Below are 23,635 nucleotides of genomic sequence, written 5' to 3' on the forward strand. Positions count from 1 at the left end.
TGCATCGCACAAGACTACTTGACTATTTGTGCATTGCAGCTACCCTGCGGCCATCAACAGCCCAACGGAGGATGGCTTATGTTCAACTTTGACGATGCTAACAAGAAGAGCAAGGAAGCCGTCGACACGGCCTTGAAAACCTATTCCGACACGACCAAGGGCTTTCAGGCGATCGCCGCCGAAGCCACTGAATATTCTAAGAAATCCTTCCAGGACGCAGTGACGCATTTCGAAACGCTGGCCGGCGTCAAGAGCTTCGAGGCGGCCTTCGAGTTGCAGACGAGCTACGTCAAGGCGTATTTCGAAGGCTTTGTCTCCGAGACGACGAAGCTCAGTGAGATGTATGCCGATCTCGCCAAATCAGCCTACAAGCCCTATGAAGCACCGATCGCCGCTGCCGTGGTCAAGAGCGCCAAGTCGGCGCCGTCGGCGGCGACGCCTGCTGCTGCATGAACTGATTTTGACGCGCAACCTGCGCTACATATTGAAAAATGAGGACCGGCTACGCATCTGTAGCCGGTCTTTTTGTTTCCACTTTCGCTGCAGCGCCCGCATGGGATCGACCGGGGACTTTTTTGGTCTTTCCCGTGCATGCGGCCATTTCTTGATTGCAGTGTCTGACAGGGGGCTTAAAATCAGCCTATTATGAACTAAGTTAGTGTTTCAGATATTCGGCGGGAAAAGCACCCTCCCATGCTCCGCTGGATTGCTTGAGGAATGAATGACAATGATCGCAAAGCCGATCCGGATGCAGAACGACAGCGAAAGGAACGGGGACAACGCAAATCGAACCTCGGTCATCACGCGCACCAAGCCGAAGACCAAGAAGCCCAATCTTTATCGTGTGCTGCTTTTGAATGACGACTACACTCCCATGGAATTCGTCATCCATATTCTGGAGCGTTTTTTTCAGAAGGATCGTGAAAGTGCCACCCGCATCATGCTCCATGTCCATAACCACGGCGTCGGCGAATGCGGAATATTCACATACGAGGTAGCGGAAACGAAGGTCAGCCAGGTGATGGACTTCGCCCGGCAGCACCAGCATCCGCTGCAATGCGTCATGGAAAAGAAGTGAGGATCTGAACGTGCCAACATTTTCGCCTAGTTTAGAGAAGGCGCTCCATCAGGCACTGACCTTTGCCAACGAGCGGCACCACGAATACGCGACGCTCGAGCATTTGCTGCTTGCCCTGATCGACGATGCCGATGCGGCCGCGGTCATGGGTGCCTGCAATGTCGATCTCGACGCGCTGCGCAAGACGCTCGTCGAATATGTCGATAACGAACTTTCTAACCTGATCACCGGTTATGACGAGGATTCGAAGCCGACCTCCGGATTCCAGCGCGTCATTCAGCGTGCGGTCATCCACGTGCAGTCGTCCGGCCGCGAAGAGGTGACCGGCGCCAATGTGCTCGTCGCGATCTTCGCCGAGCGCGAAAGCCATGCCGCCTATTTCCTGCAGGAGCAGGAGATGACCCGCTACGATGCCGTCAACTACATCTCGCACGGCATCGGCAAGCGCCCCGGCGTTTCGGAAGCGCGCCCCCCGCGCGGCGCCGAAGACGAAGCCGAAAGCAGCAAGCCGACGGCGCGCGGCGGCGAGGAAGAGGGCGGCCCCAAGAAACAGCAGGACGCGCTCAAGGCCTACTGCGTCAATCTCAACGAGAAGGCCAAGGGCGGCAAGATCGATCCGCTGATCGGCCGTCACGCTGAGGTGAGCCGCACGATCCAGATCCTGTGCCGCCGTTCGAAGAACAATCCGCTCTACGTCGGTGATCCCGGCGTCGGCAAGACGGCGATCGCCGAAGGCCTTGCCAAGCGCATCGTCGAAGGCAAGGTGCCGGAAGCGCTCGCCGATGCGACGATCTTCTCGCTCGACATGGGCACGCTCTTGGCCGGCACGCGCTACCGCGGCGATTTCGAGGAGCGCCTGAAGCAGGTCGTCAAGGAACTGGAAGAATATCCGGGCGCCGTGCTCTTCATCGACGAGATCCACACGGTGATCGGCGCCGGCGCCACCTCGGGCGGCGCGATGGATGCATCGAACCTCCTGAAGCCGGCCCTGTCATCGGGCGCGATTCGCTGCATCGGTTCGACAACGTACAAGGAATACCGCCAGTTCTTCGAGAAGGACAGGGCGCTGGTCCGTCGTTTCCAGAAGATCGACGTCAGCGAGCCGTCGATCGATGATGCGATCGAGATCATGAAGGGCCTGAAGCCCTATTTCGAAGAGTATCACCACCTGCGTTATTCGAACGACGCCATCAAGTCGGCCGTCGAATTGTCGGCCCGCTACATCTCCGACCGCAAGCTGCCCGACAAGGCGATCGACGTGATCGACGAAACCGGTGCGGCCCAGATGCTGCTGCCGCCGTCGAAGCGCCGCAAGCTGATCACCGAAAAGGAGATCGAGGCGACGGTCGCCACGATGGCGCGCATTCCGCCGAAGACCGTCTCCAAGGACGATGAAGCCGTGCTCGCCAATCTCGAGCAGGAACTGCGTTCGGTGGTCTACGGCCAGGATATCGCGATCGAAGCTCTTTCGACCTCGATCAAGCTGGCGCGTGCCGGTCTTCGCGAGCCGAACAAACCGATCGGCGCCTATGTCTTCTCCGGTCCGACCGGCGTCGGCAAGACCGAGGTGGCAAAACAGCTGGCATCGTCGCTCGGCGTCGAACTCCTGCGCTTCGACATGTCGGAATATATGGAGCGGCACACGGTTTCGCGTCTTCTCGGTGCACCTCCCGGCTATGTCGGCTTCGACCAGGGCGGCCTCCTCACAGATGGCGTCGACCAGCACCCGCATTGCGTGGTCCTGCTCGACGAAATCGAGAAGGCGCATCCCGACATCTACAATATCCTGTTGCAGGTCATGGACCACGGCACGCTGACCGACCATAACGGCAAGAAGATCGACTTCCGCAACGTCATCCTGATCATGACGACCAATGCGGGCGCATCCGAAATGGCCAAGGCTGCAATCGGTTTCGGTTCGTCCAAGCGCACCGGCGAAGACGAGGAGGCGCTGACCCGTCTCTTCACGCCGGAATTCCGCAACCGTCTCGACGCGATCATTCCCTTCGCGGCGTTGCCGACGGCGGTCATCCACAAGGTCGTGCAGAAGTTCATCATGCAGCTGGAGGCCCAGCTTTCCGAAAGGAACGTCACCTTCGACCTGCACGAGGATGCGATCGCCTGGCTGGCGGAAAAGGGTTACGACGAGAAGATGGGCGCCCGCCCGCTTGCGCGCGTCATCCAGGATACGATCAAGAAGCCGCTCGCCAACGAAATCCTCTTCGGCAAGCTGAAGAAGGGCGGCGTCGTCAATGTCACCGTCGGCCCCAAGGAAGACGGCAAGCCCGGCATCGTGCTCGAAGCCATTTCGGAAACGGCGCCGATCAAGCCGAAGCCCGAAGCCGAGGTCGCCCACCCCGAAGTCGACGGCGAGGATGACGGTGAGCTGAAGACGAAGGCGGCCCGCAAGGCGCGCGCCAAGACAGCCCCGCGGGCCGAGCCTGAGGTTCGCGACGCTCCGAAGAAGGGAAGCGCGGTTCCGAAGGTTCCACGCAAGAAGTAAGATAGTGTCACCGAATTGGAAAAAGGCCGCGTCACCGCGGCCTTTTTTGGTTTTCGGCTCGTTCCATCGCTTTGGCTGATATCGACCTTACGCCAGCGCTGCCCTGATCTTTTCGGCATTGGCGGCCAGCACGGCACCGTCCTCCATCTTGCCGGAATGCGGCTTGAGGGCGGTGCCCTCAAGCCGCGGGATGACGTGGAAATGCAGATGGAACACCGTTTGCCCGGCGGCCGGTTCGTTGAACTGGGCGACGAAAACGCCGTCGGCGTCGAAAACATCCTTGACCGCATTGGCGACCTTCTGGACGACCGTAATCGCACGGGTGAGGGTGGCGGGATCGGCATCGAAGATATTGCGCGACGCCGCCTTCGGAACGACGAGCACGTGGCCCGGCGCCTGCGGCATCACATCCATGATCGCGACGGTATGCTCGTCTTCATAAACCCGGTGCGAAGGGATTTCGCCGCGCAGGATCTTGGCGAAGATGTTGCTGTCGTCATAGGCGGCTGGGCTGGTCATCACGAAAATCTCCTCGTTTCCAGATTATTCGGGTAGCGCGACCGTTGCGGCGGCGTCAATCCTCCTGCTGACGCTCGCCCTTGCGGAACGGACTGTGCTCGCTCAGCAACTCGCTCATCTGTTCGACGTCGGTGCGCTCGCGGGCGAGATAGTCGCCGATCGCCCGGCGAAGGCCGGCATGGGCGACATAATGGGCGGAATGCGTTGTCACCGGCAGGTAACCGCGGGCGAGCTTGTGTTCGCCCTGCGCGCCGGCCTCGACCCGTTTCAACCCTTTCGAAAGGGCGAAGTCGATCGCCTGGTGATAGCAGACCTCGAAATGGAGGAAGGGGTGATCCTCGACGCAGCCCCAGTGACGGCCGTAGAGCGTATCGCCGCCGATGAAGTTGATCGCGCCGGCGACATAGCGCCCGTCGCGCTTGGCCATGACGAGCAGGACGTCGTCGGCCATGCGTTCGCCGATCAGCGAATAGAACTTACGGGTGAGGTAGGGCCGACCCCACTTGCGCCCGCCGGTATCCATGTAGAACTTGAAGAATTGATCCCAGATGCGTTCTGTCAGGTCGCTGCCGGTCAGCCAGTCGATGCTGATACCGTTTTCGAGTGCGGCGCGACGCTCCTTGCGCAACGCCTTGCGTTTGCGCGAGGCAAGCGTTTCGAGGAATTCCTCGTGATTGGCATAGCCGTCATTGATGAAATGGAACTGCTGGTCGGTGCGGTGCAGATAGCCGTCCATCTCGAAGACGCCGATCTCATCATCTGGCACGAAGGTGATATGGGCCGAGGAGATGCCGAGCCGGCGCACGACCTCCTTCAGGCTTTCGGCGATAGCGCTCTGGATCGGAAGCCGCTGCAGCCCCTCGGCGACAAGAAGACGCGGGCCTGTCGCCGGGGTGAACGGGATCGAGCACTGAAGTTTGGGATAATAACGCCCGCCGGCCCGCTCGAAGGCGTCGGCCCAGCCATGGTCGAAGACATATTCGCCCTGGCTGTGGTTCTTGAGATAGCCGGGCAGGGCGCCGACCAGTTCGCCGCGATCGGTCTCGAGCAGCAGGTGGTGGCCGAGCCAGCCGGTCTCGGCGTCGGCCGAACCGGATTCCTCCAGCGATGATAAAAAGGCGTGCGAAACGAAGGGGTTGTAAGCAAGCGTACTGCAGGACTTCGATGCCCCGGAAAGCCTGGACCAGCTCTCCGGGGAAATCGCGGTGAAGGAGCGTTCTACGCGAATGGATAGTTCTTCATTCATGGGGCAAATGGAAGCCTGTGGGAGGATAGTCTCAGCTCTGCCTCACGGCGCCGCACGTCTTTCACACGCGCAAAGGACGCTGTAACACTTTGAGTTGCTGCATAATTTTATCCCCAATTCGATCCGATTTAAGGAATTATGCAGCAGTCTGCGCATGATCTTGGCCAAAAAGCGAGCGTCAAGCAGCCACGCGCGGATCGAAGCCCTCGAAGGTCATCTGGTCTGCATTGGCGAATGTGCGTCGGCGCCCCTCGTCGTCACGCACCGTCCAGGTGATGACGGGAATGCCCTTTTCGCGTTCGCCCGTGATGAAGGCATTCGGCAGGTCGTCATAATAATAGGAGATGAAATCGAGACCGATCGCCATCGCCTTCGCATGCGTGTTGAACGCTTCCGGCGTGTTGCCGTTGGCGGTCAGCCCGAGCGGGTAGGGCGAGCCAAGCGCCTTCAGATCGCGCAGCAGCCAGTGATCGAAGCTCATCAGCGCCACTTTGCCCTGATAGTTTTCAAGCACCTCGAGCACGTCTTCGGCGAAACCTTCGTCATCGGCCTCGCGGCCCTTGAGCTCCAGCACCAGCGGCACCTTGCCCTTGACGAGGTCGAGGAGCTGGCGCAGCGTCGGCACCTTGTCGCTGGTGCCGCCGACGGCGATCAGTCCGAGTTCCCTGGAGGTGCGCTCGCGGATGTCGCCGCTGAGATTGCACAGGCGCTGCAAGTCCTCGTCGTGAAAGATGACCGGCACGCCGTCGGAGGCGTAATGCAGGTCGCATTCGATCGCAAAGCCCGCTTCGACGGCACGCGAGAATGCCGAAAGCGTATTTTCCCAGATATGGGTGTTGAGATCGTGATAGCCGCGATGGGCGACCGGCAGGTCCCTGATCCAGGCAGCATTGGTCATTCGGCGATTTCCATGATAGCGTCTATCTCGACGGCGGCGTTCAACGGCAGGGCGGCCATGCCGACAGCAGCACGCGCATGTTTGCCGGCTTCGCCGAGCACGCCGGCAATCAGGTTCGAAGCGCCATTGATAACGAGATGCTGCTCAATGAAGTCGGGCGCCGAGGCGACGAAGCCGTTCAGCTTGACGACGCGCCGGATACGGCTGAGATCACCGCCAAGTGCCGCCTTCGCCTGGGCAAGGATGTTGATGGCGCAGAGTTCGGCGCCGCGCTGGCCCGTTGCAACGTCGACGGTCTTGCCGAGATGGCCCGATACGGCCACCTTGCCGCCTTCGAGCGGTAGCTGGCCGGAGATGTAGAGGAGATTGCCGCTGATGACATAGGGAACGTAATTTGCAGCAGGTGCTGCGGCTTCGGGCAGGGTTATCCCCATCTCAATCAGGCGCGCTGCTATTTCATCGGACATTTTCGTCTCCGCTTTTATTGTCAATTCTTCTAAAATTATGCATCAAGACTAGAATCTTTAATATGACAGTTTCGAGCCTCGATTTGGCCGAAAGCGTTCTTATAACATCGCGAGCGAGTCCAACAGGAGTTAGTGAATGTTCCGATCGAGTCTTGTCGCTCTGCTTCTTGCCAGCGTTTCCGCCAATGCATGGGCGGCTGCGCCCGCGGTAAGCGCTGCGATCGCGACCGGCCTCGTCGCACATCGTGCGGTCTACGATCTGGAATTGAAGGACGCCTCGGACCGCTCTGGCATCGCCGCCATGTATGGTCGCATGGTCTATGAGTTCGATGGCAGCTATTGCCAGGGCTTCACCACCAATTTCCGCTTCGTGACGCAGATCGACACCGGCGACAACGTTCGCGTCAGCGACCAGCAGACGAAGACCTTCGAGAACCTGAAGGACGGCAAGTTCACCTTCGACACCAAGTCCTTCACTGACGACCAGCTCGACAAGGAGGTCAACGGTGCGGCTCAGGATCAGCCGGATGGTGTCAAGGTCGATCTGACGCAGCCGGCGAGCCGCGAGCTGCAGCTTTTAGAAAGCCGTTTTCCCACAGAACATATGCTCGACGTGATCCAGCACGCCAAGGACGGCAAGCGCTTCTTCGAGGCGCGCGTCTTCGACGGTTCGGACGACGGCGACAAGTCGCTGGTGACGACGACGATCGTCGGCAAGCAGGAGACGCCGATCGCCGAGGAAACCGATGCCGGTAACGCCGGCGCTTTCTCCAAGACGGCCTTCTGGCCGGTAACGATCGCCTATTTCAACGAGAGTGCGAAATCCGATGCTTTGCCGGTCTACCGCATGTCGTTCAAGCTTTATGAGAACGGCATCACCCGCGACCTGACGATGGACTACGGCGATTTCGTCCTGACCGGCAAGCTCGCCAAGCTGGAGCTGCTCGACCGCAAGGCCGAGGTTTGCAAATAGGCGACGAGATCTCGCCTGTCATAAAACGGTATCATAAAATTCACTATGGTTCGGCGATCAGCGATGACTGAGTCGCCGTCTGTCGTCCTGCTTTTCGGGTCGGTGCGATCCGAGCGGCCAAGCCATTGCGATGACGTCTATCTGTCAGACCGCGTAGACCGTTACGCATCGCAAGCTTGAAAGCCCGAACCATGGCCGATACCGATCTCGCGACTGTTCAAAATGCTGCCCTGCCGGTTGTCGTCGGCGATCCGGCGGAAATTGCCCGCATTTCCGATAGCATCGACATCACCGACCGCGCCGGCATCTCGGTCTATGGTGACTGCGCCCAGCAGGCGGTCAGCGATTATGCCGACAGGATCCTGCGCGAAGTTCGCAACAAGGACCTCGGCGATGTCGGCCACCTGCTGACCGACATCATCCTCAAATCGAAGAGCCTCGATCCGGCGTCATTGAAGGACAAGGGTTTCCTTAGTCGCATGTTTTTCTCAGCCAAGGCCCGACTCGAACGCTTCAAGGCGGAATTCGAGGACGTAGCCGGCCAGATCGACCGGATCGGCCTGGAGCTCGACCGTCATAAGGATACGCTGAGGCGCGACATTGCGCTGCTCGACGACCTGCATGAAGAAACCCGGCAATCGATCATGCGGCTCGAGGCCTATGTCCAGGCCGGCAAGACTTTCGCCGAGCGTTTTCGCAGCGTCGAGCTGCCGAGGCTGAAGGCGCAAGCCGAGGCGGCAGCGACAGGCCCCGGCGGCGGCATGCTGGAGGCGCAGACCTACCAGGACAGCCTGCAGGCGCTCGACCGGCTGGAAAAGCGGGTCTTCTACCTGCAGCAGGCCCGCCAGCTCGGTATCCAGCAATTACCGCAGATCCGCATCGTTCAGGCGGGCGACGAAACGCTGATCGAGAACCTGCAGGCGACTTCGGCGCTGACGGTGCCGGCCTGGAAGCAGAAGATGGTGATCCTGCTCGGCCTGACGCGGCAGAAATCGGCGCTCGACCTGCAAAAGGCGGTGACCGACGCCACCAACGACATGATCCGCCAGGCATCCGAGATGATGAAGGATCAGGCGATATCAATCGAGCAGCAGTCGCAGCGCGGCATCGTCGATATCGACACGCTTGCCAAGGCGAACAGGGATCTGATCGATACGATATCCGGCGTGCTGCAGGTTCAGGAGGAGGGTCGGCGAAAGCGGGCGCTCGCCGAGCAGCAGATGGAGCAGATGACGATCGAACTCAAGAAGGCGATGACCCAGGCGTGATCGGCAAGATGGCGATGCGAGCACTGCTTTCAGGCTTGGCACTTCTTGCAGCTCTGCCCCTTGCCGGCTGCAATCCCTTCGGCCAGGGGCCGGATTTCTCGATCGTATCGGGATCGGAGAATACCATTCTGCAGCCGATCGTCGAGGAATTCTGCAAGCAGAAGAACGCCACCTGCACCTTCAAATATGAAGGCACGCTCGATATCGGCCTGGCGTTGCAGAGCGACGAGGGCGTCGCGCAGGATGCGGTCTGGCCGGCTTCCAGCGTCTGGGTCGACATGTTCGACACCAAGCGCCGCGTCAAGAGCTTGACCTCGATCGCTCAGACGCCGGTGGTCTTGGGTGTGCGCAGATCGAAGGCGCAGCAGCTTGGCTGGATCGGCAAGGATGTATTCATGAAAGACATTCTCGCTGCTGTCGAGAGCGGATCACTGAAGTTCCTGATGACCTCGGCGACGCAATCCAATTCGGGCGCCAGCGCCTATCTTGCCATGCTGTCGAGCGCACTCGGCAACAAACCGGTAATCGAACCCGGCGATCTCGACGACAGACACGTCCAGGAAAGCGTCCGGTCGCTGCTGTCAGGTGTCGTGCGCTCTTCCGGTTCTTCGGGCTGGCTCGCCGATCTCTATGTCGAATCCGCCGGCAAGGGCACAGTCTATGACGCGATGTGGAATTACGAAGCGGTGCTGAAGGAAACCAACGACAAGCTCGCTGCCCTGTCGCAGGAACCGCTTTACGCCATCTATCCGGCTGATGGTGTGGCCATGGCGGATTCGCCGATCGGTTTCGTCGATCATGGCCGCGGGCCAGAAGTCCAGACCTTCTTCAACGATCTGCTCGCCTATCTGAGCTCTGCCCCCGTGCAGCAGCGCATCGCCGATACCGGCCGGCGCATTCCGCTGACCGGCGTTGCCGCAAAACCGGAGCCGAGCTGGAATTTCGATCCCGCCCGGCTGGTGACGGCGATCCGCATGCCGGAGGCGAGCGTCATCCGCCAGGCGCTCAACCTTTATCAGGCGGCGCTGCGCAAACCGTCGTTGACCGCGCTCTGCCTCGATTTTTCCGGCTCGATGCAAGGTGACGGCGAGGACCAGTTGCAGAAGGCGATGCGTTTCCTGTTGACGCCCGACGAAGCGAGCAAGGTGCTGGTACAATGGTCGCCCGCCGATCAGATTATCGTCATTCCCTTCGACGGCAACGTGCGCAGCACGTTCGTGGCAAGTGGAAACCCGCTGGAGCAGGAAGGGCTGCTGAACGAGATTTCCCGCCAGAAGGCCGATGGCGGCACGAACATGTATGCCTGCGCCGAACGAGCTCTGCAGCAGATTGCCCGAACCGACAGGCTCTCGACTTATCTGCCTGCCATCGTCATCATGACCGACGGCAAGTCCGATGATCAAAGCCAGGCTTTCATGCGTTCATGGAACGCGATGGAGCCACATGTGCCGATCTTCGGCATCACATTCGGCGATGCCGACAAGACGCAGCTCGACAGCCTCGCCAAGCTGAGCTCAGCGCGCGTGTTCGACGGCGGCTCGGATCTCGCCACCGCCTTTCGTACGGCGCGGGGCTATAATTAGGACAGGCATGCGCAACTGGCTCGGCAATGACGGCAACTGGATCGTAGCGGGACTGGCGGCGGCAATCACCGTGCCGCTCTTGAGCTTTGCCGCCGGCATGCCCTTCTGGATCGCCGCCATCATCGCCCTCCTGGTCTTTGCCGGCCTCGTCATTCTGCTTGCACCGCGCCGGCTGTTCGAAGGCCTCGATATCAAGCGCATCGGCAGCGGACGCATCGCCTTTGCCCGTGACCTGCTGGAGGCCGCCGTTCCCTTTGCCGAACGCCTGGAGACTGCCGCGGATGTGATCGGCGACAAACAGATGGCGGCCGCAGTCCGGCATCTCGCTGAAATCGCCGCCGATGTCTTTCGCAAGGTCGAAGCGAAGCCCGAAAGTGCCAATGCCGTGCGGCGGTTCCTCTCCTATTATCTGCCGCGTTCTGCCGAGCTGGCGGAAGGGTTTGCCGTCATCGAGGCCAAGCGCGTTCCCGACCTCAAGCAACTGGAGGAAGTGCGCGGCGTGCTGGTGAAGCTCGAAGAGGCCTTCGTCCATTATGCCGACAGTCTGGTTGATGAGGAACTCGGCACGCTCGATACCGATCTGCGCCTCATCCAGGCATCGCTCAAAGAGGATATCGGACGCTGATGGCCCTTTCTCGTCGCGCCTTTGGAGTGGGACTGCTGGGAGCCGGCGTCGCGGGCACCGGCGGTTATTTCGCCGTCCGGGATCGGCCGGAATTGCAGGGCCTGCTCGGCAGCCGCACGACGTTGTTCGGCTTCATCGGCGGCGAGAAGGAGGCCTTCCTGGCCGATCCTGACGTCATCAGGGCGCTCGGCGGATACGGGTTGACGGTGGACAGCCGCGTCGCGGGCTCCGTGGAGATGGTCCGCGAACAGGCGCTGCTGTCGCAGCGTCCGCAATTCCTCTGGCCGTCCTCCTCGATCATGGTCGATATCGCCAGGCAAAACGGCATCAATATCCGCGACGACCGCGTCGTGCTGAACACACCGATCGTCGTCTATTCCTGGCAGCCCGTCGTCGACGGACTGATGAAAGCGGGATTGGTGACGGTGACGAACGAAGGTCATCATCAGCTCGACCTCAAGGCGTTGCTTGATGCGATTCTTGCCGGATCCGACTGGTCGAAGCTCGGCGTCAATTCGCTCTACGGCCGCGCCCGCATCGTCTCGACCGATCCGAACCGCTCGAATTCCGGCTTCATGTTCGCCGGCCTCGCGCTCAGCCTTTTCAGCGGCAATGTCGCGACATCAGGTGACCTTGGCACCTTTGGCGGCAAAGTGCAGGCGATCTTCCGCAACATGGGCTTCAAGTCACCATCCTCAGGCAAGCTTTTCGACCAGTATCTGGCAGGCGGCCTCGGCGGCGAGCCGATGATCGTCGGCTATGAGAACCAGCTGGTCGAATGGATCCTCGCCGATCCCGCGCGATGGCAACGCATCAAGGCGAGCGCCGGCGCAAAGCCCGTGGTGCTCTATCCGCGCCCGACCGTTTATTCGGCACATCCGCTGATCGTCGTCGACGAGAGCGCCAACCGGCTGATCGAAGCGCTGGTGAGCGCGAAGCTCCAGGAACTTGCCTGGACGAGACACGGCTTCCGTGGTCCGCTGGGAACTGCCACCGGTAATGCCGACAGCGCGATCGGCTCTCTGCTGCCGGCCGAGGTCGATGCCATCCTGCCGATGCCGGATGCGGGCGTCATGCTGTCGCTGCTGCCGACACTGCTAAGCTAAGCGGCCAGGTTTTTTCCGCATAAGCCTTGCTTTTGCGCCAAATCGAATGTATGGGCACCGGCATTCCACACGTAAGGCATGGGATCGTCCGGGAGAAATCCGGGCTGTTCCGCCCGGTGGCATTCTCGAAGAGGATGCTGTTCGCCTTGCGGAGGTTCAACCGGAAAAGGAGTAACAAGGCATGGCATTGCCTGATTTTTCTATGCGCCAGCTTCTTGAGGCAGGCGTCCACTTCGGCCACCAGACGCATCGCTGGAACCCGAAGATGAAGCCGTACATCTTCGGCGATCGCAATAACATCCACATCATCGACCTGGCTCAGACCGTTCCGATGCTGTCGCGCGCCCTTCAGGTCGTCAGCGACACCGTTGCCCGCGGCGGCCGTGTTCTCTTCGTCGGCACCAAGCGCCAGGCGTCTGAGATCATCGCCGACAGCGCCAAGCGCTCGGCCCAGTACTACGTCAACTCGCGCTGGCTCGGCGGCATGATGACGAACTGGAAGACGATCTCCAACTCGATCCAGCGCCTGCGCAAGCTCGACGAGATCCTGAACGGCGAAGCCCAGGGCTTCACAAAGAAGGAACGCCTGAACCTCGAGCGCGAGCGTGAAAAGCTCGACAAGGCTCTCGGCGGTATCCGCGATATGGGCGGCACGCCCGACCTGATGTTCATCATCGACACCAACAAGGAAAAGATCGCGATCGACGAAGCCAAGCGCCTCGGCATTCCGGTTGTCGCCATCATCGATTCGAACTGCGATCCGGACCTGATCGACTATCCGATCCCGGGTAACGACGACGCATCGCGCGCTATCGCCCTTTACTGCGAGCTGATCTCCCGCGCCGCCATCGACGGCATCGCGCGTCAGCAGGGCTCTTCCGGCCGCGATCTCGGCGCATCCTTCGAAGTTCCGGTCGAGCCGGCTCTCGAGGAATCAGCCGAAGGCTGATGAAAGCAGGCGGGATCGAAAAGGTCCGCCGATGCTTGCAGAGACTGGGCTTGCAGAGACTGGGAAAGGCCGCTCGCGACTCATCGAAGTTCGGCGGCCTTGCCTGTTTCGAGGGGAGGGCATCAGGCTCTCCGCCCGATAAGTTTCGTTATGACGCGTCTTCATCACGCTGTCATACACACAGGTACATTTCGTGCCTCAATCCGGTGCCGAGCCGCGCTTTGCGGTCCACCGTATGAACCGACAAGAGGAAGCTAATGAGCGAGATTACGGCTGCAATGGTGAAGGAACTGCGCGAAAAGACCGGCGCAGGCATGATGGACTGCAAGAAGGCTCTTGCTGAAACCGGTGGCGACATGGAAGCGGCGATCGACTGGCTGCGCGCCAAGGGCATCGCCAAGGCCGACAAGAAGTCCGGCCGCACCGCTGCCGAAGGCCTCATCGGCGTTGCGAGCCAGGGCACCAAGGCCGTCGTCGTCGAAGTCAATTCCGAAACCGACTTCGTTGCCCGTAACGATGCCTTCCAGGAACTCGTCCGCGGCATCGCCAAGGTCGCTGTCTCGACCGACGGCACTGTCGAGGCTGTTGCCGCTGCGGCCTACCCGGCATCCGGCAAGTCGGTTTCCGACACGATCAAGGACGCGATCGCAACGATCGGCGAGAACATGAACCTGCGTCGTTCAACCGCTCTCTCCGTCGAGGACGGCGTCGTCGCCACCTATATCCACAATGCTGTTTCCGACGGCCTCGGCAAGCTCGGCGTTCTGGTCGCGCTGAAGTCGACCGGCGACAAGGAAGCCCTGAACGCCATCGGCCGTCAGGTCGCCATGCACATCGCCGCGACCGCGCCGCTGGCGATCCGCCCGGAAGAAGTCGATGCCGCCGTCGCCGAGCGCGAGCGCAATGTCTTCATCGAGCAGTCGCGTGCTTCCGGCAAGCCTGACAACATCATCGAAAAGATGGTCGAAGGCCGCATGCGCAAGTTCTTCGAGGAAGTCGCCCTTCTCTCGCAGGCTTTCGTTATCAATCCGGATCTGACCGTCGCCGCTGCCATCAAGGAAGCTGAAAAGGCCGTCGGCGCGCCGATCGAGGTTGCCGGCATGGCCCGTCTGCTCCTCGGCGAAGGCGTCGAGAAGGAAGAAACCGACTTCGCAGCCGAAGTCGCTGCTGCCGTCAAGGGTTGATCTTCCAGCCATAATTGGGAAAACACGAAGGGCATCGCGTGACAACGCGGTGCCCTTCGTGTATCGGGCATTCACGGCAATTTACGAGGAGCCAAGATGTCTTTAGAGCCTGTCTATAAACGTGTTCTACTCAAGGCTTCCGGCGAAGCGCTGATGGGTGGCCAGGGTTTCGGGATCGATGTGACGGTGGCGGACCGCATTGCATCCGACATCGCCGAGGCAAGGCATATGGGCGTGGAAGTCGGCGTTGTCGTCGGTGGCGGCAATATCTTCCGCGGAGTCGCGGTAGCGTCCAAGGGCGGCGACCGGGTCACCGGCGACCATATGGGCATGCTCGGCACCATCATCAACGCGCTGGCGCTGGCGACGTCGTTGCGCAAGCTGAACATCGATACGGTGGTGCTCTCGGCCATCTCCATGCCGGAGATTTGTGAAAGTTTCTCGCAGCGCGCGACCCTCTACCATCTGTCGATGGGACGCGTGGTGATCTTTGCCGGCGGCACCGGCAATCCCTTCTTCACCACCGATTCCGCTGCGGCACTGCGCGCCGCCGAAATGGGTGCGGAAGCGATCTTCAAGGGCACGCAGGTCGACGGCATCTACACCGCCGACCCCAAAAAATATCCCGATGCGACCCGCCTCGACCGGCTGACGCACCAGGAAGTGCTGGACAGAGGGCTGGCGGTGATGGACGTTGCCGCCGTGGCGCTCGCCAGAGAAAATTCCATTCCGATCATCGTCTTTTCGATCCACGAAAAAGGCGGTTTTGCTGAAATCTTGACGGGCGGTGGCCTCAAGACCATCGTCTCCGACAACTGATATAAGCTGCGCCGCGGTTTCGGCGCAGCCCTCGCTAGAACATGATGATTTTAGGCCCGACGGGCCTAAATCTGAATCATGTTCTACATTAGATAGTTAGAGCATGATGTCGCCCGAAAACCGCTGACACTTTTCGGCATCATGCTCTGGACGGGAGCATCGACATGAGTGAAGGTATAGATATCAAGGAACTGAAGCGCCGCATGGATGGCGCGATTTCCGCATTCAAGGGCGACATCGCATCGCTGCGCACCGGCCGTGCTTCGGCCAACATCCTCGACCCGGTCACGGTCGAGGCCTATGGTTCGCGCATGCCGCTGAACCAGGTCGCCAACATCACCGTGCCTGAGCCGCGCATGCTGTCGGTCTCCGTCTGGGACAAGTCGATGGTCAGCGCCGTCGAGCGCGGCATCCGCGAATCCAATCTCGGCCTCAACCCGATCATCGACGGCCAGAACCTGCGCATTCCGCTGCCGGAACTGAACGAGGAGCGCCGCAAGTCGCTCGTCAAGGTGGCGCACGACTATGCCGAAAAGAGCAAGGTGGCGATTCGCCATGTCCGCCGCGATGGCATGGACGGCCTGAAGAAGGCCGAAAAGGACGGCGTCATCGGCCAGGACGAGAGCCGGGCGCAGTCGGAACGTGTACAGAAGATGACGGACGAGACGATTTCCGAAGTCGACCGCTTGCTTGGCGAGAAGGAAAAGGAAATCATGCAGGTCTAGTGGATCTGTGCCTTTGCCTGGAAAGACCGGACGGGAAATGTCGGAATCTGTATTTGTAACTGTGCCAGAGCATGTTGCCATCATCATGGACGGCAATGGCCGTTGGGCCAAGCAGCGTGGTCTGCCGCGCACGATGGGCCATCGCAAGGGTGTGGAGGCGGTACGCGAGACAGTACGCGCCGCCGGCGCCGTCGGGATAAAATATCTGACCCTCTTTGCCTTCTCCTCGGAGAACTGGCGTCGGCCCGAAGCCGAGGTCTCCGATCTGCTCGGTCTCCTCAAGGCTTTCATCCGCCGCGACCTCGCCGAGCTCCATCGCCAGAACGTGCGGATCAAGGTGATCGGCGACCGCCACAGCCTGCGCAGCGATATTCTCGGCCTGCTGCTCGAAGCCGAGGAAACGACCAAGGACAACACGGCGCTGACGCTGGTCATCGCCTTCAATTATGGTTCTCGCGACGAGATCGCCCGCGCCGCAGTGAGCCTTGCCAGGGATGTCGAGGCTGGCCGCTTGAGGGCGCAGGACATCACCCCGGCGCTGATCAACGCCCGTCTTGACACGGCAGGTATCCCCGATCCGGATCTCATCATCCGCACCAGCGGCGAGGAGCGGCTTTCCAACTTCCTCCTCTGGCAGGCGGCCTATTCGGAATTCATCTTCCTTCCGGAATACTGGCCGGATTTCACCGCCGAGATCTTCCGTTCGGCGCTCGAGACATTCGCCTCTCGCGACCGGCGCTTCGGCGGCCTCTCGTCGCCGGCAGCCGCGGTCGGCACCTGATGCAGAGGGAATTGAAGCTCCGCATTGTTTCAGGGCTGATTCTTGCGGCCATCGTTCTCGCCGCCACCTGGTATGGCGGCCTTGCCTTCCGCATCCTGGCGGTCGTCATTGGCCTGCTGATCTATTATGAATGGTCGAAGATCACGGGTATCGCCCGTGATTGGGTTGCCAATGCCGTCGGCTGGATCGGCGAGGCGGCGATAGCCTTCCTCGTGCTTGTCGGCAATTTCGAATTCGCCGCCGGCATGCTGGCCGGCGTCACCGCCGTCGGCATCGCCCTGATCATCTTGCAGGGCACGAGCCGCTGGTTTCCGACTGGCCTGTTTTATTCCGGCGCTACCGGCCTGGCTCTTGCCGCGATCAGAAGCGATGACCGGCCCGGCCTTTACGCCATGCTCTTCGTCTTTGCCGTCGTCTGGGCAACCGATATCCTTGCCTATTTCGTCGGCAGGGCGCTCGGCGGACCGAAGCTTGCCCCTTCGATCTCGCCTGGAAAGACTTGGTCTGGCGCAATCGGCGGCGCCGTCTCGGCAGTCGCCGCCGGCGTCGTTCTCGTCCATTTTCTCCTTCCGGGCGCTGAAATCATCGCCGCCTTCGTGGCGCTCGTTCTATCGGTTTGCAGCCAGTCCGGCGATCTTTTCGAATCGTTCATCAAGCGGAAATTCGGCGTCAAGGATTCCAGCCGTCTCATTCCGGGCCATGGCGGCGTCATGGACCGTGTCGACGGGCTGATTTTTGCCTGTTTTTCGGCGTTCTTGCTTGCAGGGCTTTTTTCCCTGATAAAGGGGACCGGAATGACGTCGCTCGGCGCGGCATTGTTCGGACTCTGACAACGCGTCTGACGGAAGGCACCCATGGAAACCCTGAGCGGAATATACGCATTTTTGATGGGGAATATCGTCACCTTCATCCTCGTGCTGTCACTGCTCGTCTTCGTGCATGAGATGGGCCATTACCTTGTCGGGCGTTGGAGCGGCATTCGCATCCTTGCCTTTTCCGTCGGTTTCGGTCCGGAGATATTCGGCTTCACCGACCGCCATGGAACGCGCTGGAAGATCTCTGTGATCCCACTTGGCGGCTACGTCCGGTTCTTCGGCGACGAGGATGCCTCGAGCAAGCCCGACACCGACAAGATCGCCGCCATGTCCGAAGAGGACAGGGCGCGCTCCTTTGCCGGCGCCAAGCTATGGAAACGAGCTGTAACCGTCGCGGCTGGCCCGATTGCCAATTTTCTGCTGGCGATCGCCATCTTCACCATTCTTTTCTCAGTCTATGGCCGCATGATCGCCGATCCTGTCGTTGCCGAAGTCAAGCCTGATGGCGCTGCCGCCGCCGCCGGCATCCTTCCAGGCGATCTATTGGTCGCCATCGATGGCGGTAAGGTCGAGACCTTCGACGACGTGCGCCGCTATGTCAGCATCCGGCCGAGCCAGCAGATCGTCGTGACGATCGAGCGCGCCGGCCAGAAGCTCGACGTGCCGATGGTGCCGCAACGCACCGACACGACTGACCAGTTCGGTAACAAGGCTGAGGTCGGCCAGATCGGCATCGTCACGAACCAGCAGGCCGGCAATTTCCGCCTGCAGACCTATACGCCGCTCCAGGCGCTGCGTGAGTCTGTGCTCCAGACCCGGGATATCGTCACCGGCACCTTCAAATATATCGGTAACATCTTCAGCGGAACGATGCGCGCCGACCAATTGGGCGGGCCGATCCGCGTCGCGCAAGCCTCGGGCCAGATGGCGTCGCTTGGGATAGGCGCAGTGTTGCAGCTTGCGGCGGTGCTTTCTGTTTCGATAGGATTGCTTAACCTGATGCCGGTTCCGGTACTTGATGGCGGCCACTTGATGTTCTATGCGGTGGAAGCGGTGAGGGGAAAGCCGCTCGGCTCTTCGGCCCAGGAAATTGCATTTCGCATCGGCTTGGCGATGATCCTGACATTGATGGTTTTCACGACCTGGAACGACATTGGCTCGTTGAGAGGGTAAACGCGCAAGCGGGGCCAATTACTATTTATTTACGATGTTTCAAGGCTGTAGTGGCGAATGGGTCACGCTTGCAAATGAAGTAAACAGAAATTAACGACCTGCCTTGCTTGTATGTCAAAAGCGGGTAAAACGACACACGTGACCGGAATCGGGTTCTCCCGGAACCGGGGACGAGGGAAACAAAGGTAATAGGTGAAATGAAGGCTGGTTCAAAGTTTTTGAACGCAGTATCGGCGGTTGCGCTGTCTGCTAGTGTTGTTGCTTCGGGCGCAGGTGCTTTGACGTTCGTTTCCGCTACGGCCGCTGAGGCCGCGGTTATCCAGCGCATCGATGTGCGCGGCGCAAGCCGTGTCGGCGCGGAAGCCGTCCGGTCGAACCTTACCATCGCTCCCGGCAAGAGTTTTTCCAACAGCGATATCGATGCCTCGGTCAAGCAGCTCTACGGGACGGGCTACTTCTCCGACGTCAAGATCTCGGTCTCCGGAAGCACGCTCGTCGTCAACGTCCAGGAAGCCCAGCTCGTCAATCAGGTTGTCTTCAACGGCAACCGCAAGATCAAGGACGACAAGCTCGCGACTGTCGTCCAGACCCATGCAGCCGGCCCTTATAGCGACGCCCAGATTCAAGCTGACATCCAGTCGATCAAGGACGCCTACGCCGCCACCGGCCGCAGCGAGGTCGAAGTTACGACGCAGGTGGTGCCGCTCGGCGAAGGCCGCGTCAACCTTGCCTTCGTCATCAACGAGGGGGACCGCACCAAGATCGATTCGATCAACTTCGTCGGCAACAATGCCTACAGCGCCGGCCGCCTGGCTGCCGTCATCGCCACCAAGCGTTCGAACTTCCTGTCGTTCCTGACCCGCAAGGACGTCTATAACGAAGACAAGCTCCACGCTGACGAAGAAGCGCTGCGCCAGTTCTATTACAATCGCGGCTACGCCGACATGCGCATCGTCTCTTCCGATGCAACGTTCGACGATGCGACCAACAAATACACGCTCACCTTCAACATCGAGGAAGGCCAGCGTTACGACTTCGGACCAGTGACCGTTCAGTCGACCGTCGAAGGCGTCGGCTCCGACCAGCTGCAGCCGCTCGTGCGCACTCGCGAAGGCCAGGTCTACAGCGCCAAGGAAGTGCAGAAGTCGATCGAGGCGATCTCCGATCAGGTGGCGTCTGCCGGTTATCCCTTTGCACGTGTCACGCCGCGCGGTAACCGCGACCTTAACAACAACACGATCGGTGTTGAATATCTGGTCGACCAGGGCGAGCGCGCCTATGTCGAGCGCATCGAGATTCGCGGCAACAGCCGTACGCGCGACTACGTCATCCGCCGCGAATTCGACATGAGCGAAGGCGACGCCTTCAACCAGCAGATGATCACCAAGGCCAAGCGTCGTCTCGAAGCGCTCGGTTATTTCTCCTCGGTCAACATCTCCACCCAACCGGGCAGTTCCCCGGACCGTGTCGTGGTGGTCGTCGACGTGCAGGATCAGTCGACCGGTTCGTTCGGTGTCGGCGCGGGTTATGCCGCCGGCGGCGACGGCTTGCTGCTCGAAGCATCGATCGAGGAAAAGAACTTCCTCGGCCGCGGCCAGTACATCCGCATCTCGGCCGGTGGCGGCCAGGAAGGCTCGCGCGCTTACGGCGTCAGCTTCACCGAACCCTATTTCCTCGGCTACCGTCTGGCGGCAGGCTTCGACGTCAATCGCAGCGAAACGTCGAGCAACAGCAATTACGATTACGAGGAAACCAGCGTTGTCCTGCGCGTCACTGCGCCGATTACCGAAGATCTGGCGACGACCTTCCGCTATAACTACAAGCAGATGAAGTACGATGGCGATACCTCGGACCTGTCGGCGACCTACGCCAATCTGGTCGATGAGAGCCCGTGGACACGCTCTTCCGTCTCGCAGACGCTGACCTACAACACGCTTGACGACACCGTCCTGCCGCGTGAAGGCATCTATGCGACGGCGACGCAGGAAATTGCCGGCCTCGGCGGCGACTCGCAGTTCTACAAGATCTACGGCAAGGCCCGCTACTACCATCTGCTTGCCGACGATGCCGATATCATCGGCTCGGTCTCGGGTTCGGCTGGTTATGTCGTCCCCTTCGGCGACCATCTGAACGTCTTCGACCAGTTCACGCTGACCAACGGCGATATTCGCGGCTTCGAGAACAAGGGTATCGGCCCGCGCATCACCGGGGACCACGATGACCCGCTCGGTGGCACGACCTATTTCACGGCGTCTGCTGAAGCGACCTTCCCAATGCCGGGCTTCCCGCGTGACTTCAATCTGCGCGGCGCAGTCTTTGCCGATGCCGGCACGCTGTTTGGCAATGATGTCGAGCTTCTCGGGGCCGACCAGGCCGAGGGCACCAGCGCTTCGCTGCGTGCTTCCGTCGGTGTCGGTGTCGTCTGGCAGTCTCCCTTCGGTGCATTGCGTCTGGATTACGCGATCCCGGTCCTCAAGGAAGACTTCGACAAGACGCAGAACTTCAAGTTTGGCATCAACAACCAATTCTGATATCGGCAGTCCGGAACTGTAAGACTCAATTCCGTTCTGGAGCATTGCCGATGGAGCAAAACGTTTTTTTTCTGCCCCATGAAGGTCTGAGGCTCGCTGAGCTGGCAGAGTTTCTTGGGGCGGAGCTTGTCAATTCCGACCATGCCGATGTTATCGTCAGGTCCGTTGCCCCCATCAGCCGGGCACGGGCAGGCGATATCTGTTATATCCTGTCGCGCCGCAGCCGCGATGAACTGGCGACATGCGAAGCCTCGGCGGTGATCTGCGACAAGGCGCTCGCCGATCTCGTCCCCCAACATCTCCCTGTCATGCTGTCGTCCAATCCGCATGCGGCCTTCGCGATGGCAGGCGGCCTGTTCTATCCCACGGCATTGCGCCCGGTCGCCTTTTCCGGTGAAAGCGAGATCGCGCCAAGCGCGGTGATCAATCCGAGCGCCAAGCTTGAAAAGGGCGTGATCGTCGAGCCGATGGCCGTCATCGGGGCGCATGCCGAGATCGGCGAAGGGACGCGTATCGGCGCGCACAGTGTGATCGGCCCGAATGTCAAGATTGGCCGGGATTGTTCGATTGCGGCCGGCGCGAGCATTCTCTGCGCTCTGCTCGGCAACGGCGTCATTATCCACAACGGCGTCCGCATCGGCCAGGATGGTTTCGGTTATGCGCCGGGTCCGCGCGGCATGATCAAGATCGTCCAGATCGGCCGGGTGATCATCCAGGATAATGTCGAGATCGGCGCCAACACCACGATCGACCGTGGCGCCATGGACGATACGGTGATCGGTGAAGGCACCAAGATCGACAACCAGGTACAGATCGGCCACAACGTTCAGATCGGCCGCCATTGCGCCATCGTCGCGCAGGTCGGCATTGCCGGCAGCGCGAAGATCGGCAATGGCGTGCAGATCGGCGGCCAGGTCGGCATCAAGGGGCATGTGACGATCGGCGACGGCGTGCAGATCGCCGCCCAAAGCGGTATCATGACCGATCTTGCCGCCGGCGGACAATATGGTGGTACACCTGCGCGTCCGCTGAATGACTATCTGAGAGATGTTGCACAACTGATGTCCAAGACCAGGGTGCGCGGAAAGAAACCTGGAGGCGAGAAAAATGACTGAGGAAGCCACGACAACGCTTTCTTCGGCTGACATCATCGAGATCATGAAGCTGCTGCCGCATCGTTACCCGTTTCTCATGGTCGACAAGATCATCGAGATCGACGGCGATAACACGGCGATCGGCATCAAGAACGTCACAGTGAATGAACCGCATTTCACCGGCCATTTTCCGGAATCTCCAATCATGCCCGGCGTGCTCTTGATCGAGGGCATGGCTCAGACCGCGGGTGCGATCTGTGCCAAGAAGGATGGCCAGCCGGGCAACCTCGTCTATTTCATGACCATCGAGAATGCGCGCTTCCGCAAGCCCGTCGTGCCCGGCGATCGTGTTGAATTCCATGTCAGGAAGCAGAAGCAGCGTGGTAATATCTGGAAATTCCATTGTGATGCCAAGGTCGACGGCGCGCTTGTTGCCGAGGCCGATATCGGCGCGATGATCGTTCGTAAGGATCAGGCATGAGCACTATCGCCGAAAGCGCCCGCATTCATCCGATGGCTGTCGTTGAAGACGGCGCGACCATCGGTGAGGGCGTCAAGATCGGTCCCTTCTGCCATGTCGGCTCGCACGTCATCCTGCATGCGAACGTCGAGCTTTTGTCGCATGCGGTCGTGACCGGCCGCACCGTGATCGGCAAGGGCACGCGCATCTTCCCGATGGCGGTCGTCGGCGGCGATCCGCAGAGCGTGCATCATGGCGGCGAGGAGACGACGCTGACGGTGGGCGCCAACTGCACGATCCGCGAAGGCGTGACGATGAACACCGGCACGGCCGATTTTGGTGGCCAGACAATCGTCGGCGACAATAACCTCTTCCTTGCCAATTCGCATGTCGCGCACGACTGCCGGGTCGGCAATCATGTGATCATGTCGAACAACGTCATGCTCGCCGGCCATGTCGTCATCGAGGATCGCGTCATCCTGGGCGGCGGTTCGGCCGTTCACCAGTTCACCCGCGTAGGCCGTCAGGCCTTCGTCGGCGGGCTCTCGGCAGTGAGTTACGACGTCATTCCCTATGGCATGCTGAACGGCAATCCCGGGCTGCTGAGCGGCCTCAACGTCGTCGGCATGACGCGCGCCGGCGTCGACCGCGCCGTCATTCACAGGGTACGTCGCGCCTACAAGTCGATCTTCGAAGGAACGGGCTCCGTTCGTGAAAACGCCGCCGCCATCCGCGAAGAATATGCCGATTGCGAGCCGGTGGTCCACATCCTCGACTTCATTGCCGCCGACAGCGACCGTGCCTTGTCCTCGCCGACCCGGGGGCAGAAGGGTTAGTC

The 23,635-nt window shown here is 60.4% G+C and carries 23 protein-coding genes; 19 read left to right on the top strand and 4 right to left on the bottom strand.

Annotation, left to right across the window (positions count from 1 at the left end; all coding sequences use genetic code 11):
• The first annotated feature begins 78 nt into the window (after nucleotides 1-78).
• The 3 genes from N2A41_RS09055 to clpA all read left to right on the top strand — a co-directional run bounded on the left by N2A41_RS09055 (nucleotide 79) and on the right by clpA (nucleotide 3,581).
• Nucleotides 79-453, top strand: a complete 375-nt coding sequence (locus N2A41_RS09055; protein WP_017964130.1) for a phasin family protein — start codon at nucleotides 79-81, stop codon at nucleotides 451-453.
• A gap of 274 nt (nucleotides 454-727) precedes the next feature.
• Nucleotides 728-1,078: an ATP-dependent Clp protease adapter ClpS gene (clpS, locus tag N2A41_RS09060; protein WP_017988219.1), complete on the top strand. Its 351-nt coding sequence runs from the start codon at nucleotides 728-730 to the stop codon at nucleotides 1,076-1,078.
• 10 nt (nucleotides 1,079-1,088) lie between these two features.
• On the top strand, nucleotides 1,089-3,581 hold the full coding sequence (gene clpA, locus N2A41_RS09065; RefSeq protein ID WP_017964131.1) for an ATP-dependent Clp protease ATP-binding subunit ClpA: 2,493 nt from the start codon (nucleotides 1,089-1,091) through the stop codon (nucleotides 3,579-3,581).
• 87 nt (nucleotides 3,582-3,668) lie between these two features.
• Here the strand turns inward: clpA and N2A41_RS09070 are convergent, their stop codons facing one another.
• The 4 genes from N2A41_RS09070 to N2A41_RS09085 form a co-directional block, all read right to left on the bottom strand.
• Nucleotides 3,669-4,100: an HIT family protein gene (locus tag N2A41_RS09070; RefSeq protein WP_162118803.1), complete on the bottom strand. Its 432-nt coding sequence runs from the start codon at nucleotides 4,098-4,100 to the stop codon at nucleotides 3,669-3,671.
• Nucleotides 4,101-4,155: 55 nt separating this feature from the next.
• On the bottom strand, nucleotides 4,156-5,346 hold the full coding sequence (locus tag N2A41_RS09075; protein ID WP_260110768.1) for a GNAT family N-acetyltransferase: 1,191 nt from the start codon (nucleotides 5,344-5,346) through the stop codon (nucleotides 4,156-4,158).
• 178 nt (nucleotides 5,347-5,524) lie between these two features.
• Nucleotides 5,525-6,244 carry a glycerophosphodiester phosphodiesterase gene (locus N2A41_RS09080; RefSeq protein WP_260110769.1) on the bottom strand — a complete coding sequence of 240 codons (720 nt, stop codon included), beginning with the start codon at nucleotides 6,242-6,244 and terminating at the stop codon, nucleotides 5,525-5,527.
• Complete coding sequence (locus N2A41_RS09085) at nucleotides 6,241-6,711, bottom strand: RidA family protein (RefSeq protein ID WP_018496796.1); 471 nt, start codon at nucleotides 6,709-6,711, stop codon at nucleotides 6,241-6,243. The genes N2A41_RS09080 and N2A41_RS09085 overlap by 4 nt, the downstream gene beginning before the upstream one ends.
• Before the next feature lie 136 nt (nucleotides 6,712-6,847).
• Here N2A41_RS09085 and N2A41_RS09090 point away from each other — a divergent pair, with 136 nt between their 5' ends.
• The 16 genes from N2A41_RS09090 (at nucleotide 6,848) to lpxA (ending at nucleotide 23,633) form a co-directional block, all read left to right on the top strand.
• Nucleotides 6,848-7,684, top strand: coding sequence for a cell envelope integrity EipB family protein (locus tag N2A41_RS09090; RefSeq protein WP_017964136.1), 837 nt, complete (start codon nucleotides 6,848-6,850; stop codon nucleotides 7,682-7,684).
• A 191-nt stretch (nucleotides 7,685-7,875) separates the two neighbouring features.
• Nucleotides 7,876-8,952: a toxic anion resistance protein gene (locus tag N2A41_RS09095; RefSeq protein ID WP_260110770.1), complete on the top strand. Its 1,077-nt coding sequence runs from the start codon at nucleotides 7,876-7,878 to the stop codon at nucleotides 8,950-8,952.
• Nucleotides 8,953-8,966: 14 nt separating this feature from the next.
• Nucleotides 8,967-10,535, top strand: coding sequence for a substrate-binding domain-containing protein (locus N2A41_RS09100; protein WP_032985285.1), 1,569 nt, complete (start codon nucleotides 8,967-8,969; stop codon nucleotides 10,533-10,535).
• A gap of 7 nt (nucleotides 10,536-10,542) precedes the next feature.
• Nucleotides 10,543-11,160 (top strand): 5-bromo-4-chloroindolyl phosphate hydrolysis family protein, encoded by a 618-nt coding sequence (locus N2A41_RS09105; RefSeq protein ID WP_260110771.1) that lies wholly within the window; start codon nucleotides 10,543-10,545, stop codon nucleotides 11,158-11,160.
• Entirely contained in the window at nucleotides 11,160-12,266 is a 1,107-nt protein-coding gene (locus N2A41_RS09110) for a substrate-binding domain-containing protein (RefSeq protein WP_260110772.1), read from the top strand. The genes N2A41_RS09105 and N2A41_RS09110 overlap by 1 nt, the downstream gene beginning before the upstream one ends.
• A 181-nt stretch (nucleotides 12,267-12,447) precedes the next feature.
• Nucleotides 12,448-13,215, top strand: coding sequence for a 30S ribosomal protein S2 (gene rpsB / locus N2A41_RS09115; RefSeq protein ID WP_017964141.1), 768 nt, complete (start codon nucleotides 12,448-12,450; stop codon nucleotides 13,213-13,215).
• Nucleotides 13,216-13,472: 257 nt separating this feature from the next.
• Nucleotides 13,473-14,399 (top strand): translation elongation factor Ts, encoded by a 927-nt coding sequence (tsf, locus tag N2A41_RS09120; RefSeq protein WP_017964142.1) that lies wholly within the window; start codon nucleotides 13,473-13,475, stop codon nucleotides 14,397-14,399.
• 96 nt (nucleotides 14,400-14,495) lie between these two features.
• Entirely contained in the window at nucleotides 14,496-15,218 is a 723-nt protein-coding gene (gene pyrH, locus N2A41_RS09125; protein ID WP_003539289.1) for a UMP kinase, read from the top strand.
• 164 nt (nucleotides 15,219-15,382) lie between these two features.
• Nucleotides 15,383-15,943, top strand: coding sequence for a ribosome recycling factor (gene frr / locus N2A41_RS09130; protein WP_017964143.1), 561 nt, complete (start codon nucleotides 15,383-15,385; stop codon nucleotides 15,941-15,943).
• A 37-nt stretch (nucleotides 15,944-15,980) separates the two neighbouring features.
• The gene (locus tag N2A41_RS09135; protein ID WP_017964144.1) at nucleotides 15,981-16,724 is read left to right on the top strand and encodes an isoprenyl transferase; all 744 of its coding nucleotides are present in this window, start codon (nucleotides 15,981-15,983) and stop codon (nucleotides 16,722-16,724) included.
• Nucleotides 16,724-17,554: a phosphatidate cytidylyltransferase gene (locus N2A41_RS09140; RefSeq protein ID WP_017964145.1), complete on the top strand. Its 831-nt coding sequence runs from the start codon at nucleotides 16,724-16,726 to the stop codon at nucleotides 17,552-17,554. Before N2A41_RS09135 ends, N2A41_RS09140 begins: the two co-directional genes overlap by 1 nt.
• 24 nt (nucleotides 17,555-17,578) lie before the next feature.
• Entirely contained in the window at nucleotides 17,579-18,712 is a 1,134-nt protein-coding gene (gene rseP / locus N2A41_RS09145) for an RIP metalloprotease RseP (protein ID WP_017964146.1), read from the top strand.
• A gap of 197 nt (nucleotides 18,713-18,909) precedes the next feature.
• Nucleotides 18,910-21,243, top strand: a complete 2,334-nt coding sequence (gene bamA / locus N2A41_RS09150) for an outer membrane protein assembly factor BamA (RefSeq protein WP_017964147.1) — start codon at nucleotides 18,910-18,912, stop codon at nucleotides 21,241-21,243.
• A gap of 50 nt (nucleotides 21,244-21,293) precedes the next feature.
• Nucleotides 21,294-22,358 (top strand): UDP-3-O-(3-hydroxymyristoyl)glucosamine N-acyltransferase, encoded by a 1,065-nt coding sequence (gene lpxD, locus N2A41_RS09155; RefSeq protein WP_162118773.1) that lies wholly within the window; start codon nucleotides 21,294-21,296, stop codon nucleotides 22,356-22,358.
• Nucleotides 22,351-22,818 (top strand): 3-hydroxyacyl-ACP dehydratase FabZ, encoded by a 468-nt coding sequence (gene fabZ / locus N2A41_RS09160; RefSeq protein ID WP_017964149.1) that lies wholly within the window; start codon nucleotides 22,351-22,353, stop codon nucleotides 22,816-22,818. Before lpxD ends, fabZ begins: the two co-directional genes overlap by 8 nt.
• Entirely contained in the window at nucleotides 22,815-23,633 is an 819-nt protein-coding gene (lpxA, locus tag N2A41_RS09165; protein ID WP_064250064.1) for an acyl-ACP--UDP-N-acetylglucosamine O-acyltransferase, read from the top strand. The genes fabZ and lpxA overlap by 4 nt, the downstream gene beginning before the upstream one ends.
• The last annotated feature ends 2 nt before the right edge of the window (nucleotides 23,634-23,635 follow it).

Origin of the sequence: Rhizobium sp. SRDI969 (assembly GCF_025152725.1) — a bacterium.
In the GTDB taxonomy this organism is placed as follows: domain Bacteria; phylum Pseudomonadota; class Alphaproteobacteria; order Rhizobiales; family Rhizobiaceae; genus Rhizobium; species Rhizobium leguminosarum_I.